The following is a 1,302-nucleotide window of genomic DNA, read 5'->3' as shown; positions in this document are numbered from 1 at the left end:
CGCCGAGACGGTGCGGCAGCCGGCTGTCCCGGAGTCCGCCGCCGCTCCGGTGGCCCCGCCGCCGGAGCCCGGGGTGTTCACCACCGCTGCGGTGGACAGGCAGCCAGCGCCGGTGGTGCCGGACCGGGACCGGGACGGCTCGCTGGTGATGGGGTCGTCGGCGGTATACGGCGGCGGGGACCAGGCCGTGGTGGAGCTCGACCGGACGGCCGCCGGGGACCTGGTCGCCGCCGGGCCCGCGCCGTGTGTGCGGTGCGGCCGGCCGACGCCCTACCGTTCGCAGGGCCGTCCGGTGCACATGGGTGGCTGGTGCGCGCCCGCTCCGGCCGGGCAGTCGGCGCCCGCCGTCCCGGTCGCGGAGCGGCCCGTCCCGGCCGCGCCCGCCGAGCCGGCTACCCCACCGGCAGCGTCGGTCGCTTCGGTCGCTGCGCCCCGCCAGGCCGCTCCCGCCCCCGTTGCCGCGGCGGCTCGGCGCGGGCCTTCGTCCCGTCCCTCTGCCGGTGCGCCGTCGCGGGCACGGAAGACGGCGGCGAAGAAGCCGGCCGCCGAGGCGGGCCCGGCGGACTGGGAGGCCGCGGCGGCCGCGCGGTTCCCGGCCGGGCCGCTCGCGGTGGTGGACGTCGCCCCGTCCGGCCGGGGCCTGGTGGCCTACCTCGCCGACGGCACCCAGGCGCCGACCGCGCCGGTGGGGCGCACGCTCGCCGACGTCGTCGAGTGGGCGCTGGAGGTGAAGCTCGGCTCGCCGCGCCTGCACCGGCACGGCAAGGACGGCGACGCCCTGGTCGTGCTCACCGACGCCGCGCTCGCGGAGATCGGCCTGCCGCCGATGGGCCGGGATGAGAAGCGCGAGTTCGTTCAGCGCCTGGGGCAGCTCCCGAAGACCCACAAGGCCGTGAAGCAGGTGGAGAAGGCCGGCTGGCTGCTGACCCAGCGCGGCCTGGGCCCCTGGGCCCGCATCTACCGCACCCCCGAGGACGGCAAGCGGGTCTGCGTGCAGCTGTGCATCCCCGCCTGGGGAGCCCTCGCGTCCGGGGGCTGGCAGATCCCCGACAGCCTCACGGCCCCGGACCTGGCTCGCCTGCTCGGCACCTACGCGAAGCGCGTCCTCACCCCGCGCGGCTCCACCGCCGTCTCCGGCCTCGAACTCGTCACCGCGCTGCGCCCGCCGACCCGGGCGGTGCGCACCGAAACGGGCTGGACGTCCGGGCCGGTGGAGGGCTCCCGCCCGAAGGACGCGTTCGACCCGGCGCCGCCGGAGGTCCCGGACGTGCACCCGCTCGCCCAGGACCGGGAGCCGGGCGG

General features: G+C 78.7%; 1 pseudogene. It reads left to right on the top strand.

Annotated elements, in window-relative coordinates:
- Positions 1-91: 91 nt before the first annotated feature.
- Positions 92-1,302, top strand: a pseudogene (locus tag ACFVVA_RS42120) (XRE family transcriptional regulator); the annotation flags it as partial.

Origin of the sequence: Kitasatospora sp. NPDC058048, assembly GCF_042885555.1 — a bacterium.
In the GTDB taxonomy this organism is placed as follows: domain Bacteria; phylum Actinomycetota; class Actinomycetes; order Streptomycetales; family Streptomycetaceae; genus Kitasatospora; species Kitasatospora lactacystinica.
This window is presented reverse-complemented; position numbering and strand designations above follow the sequence as displayed.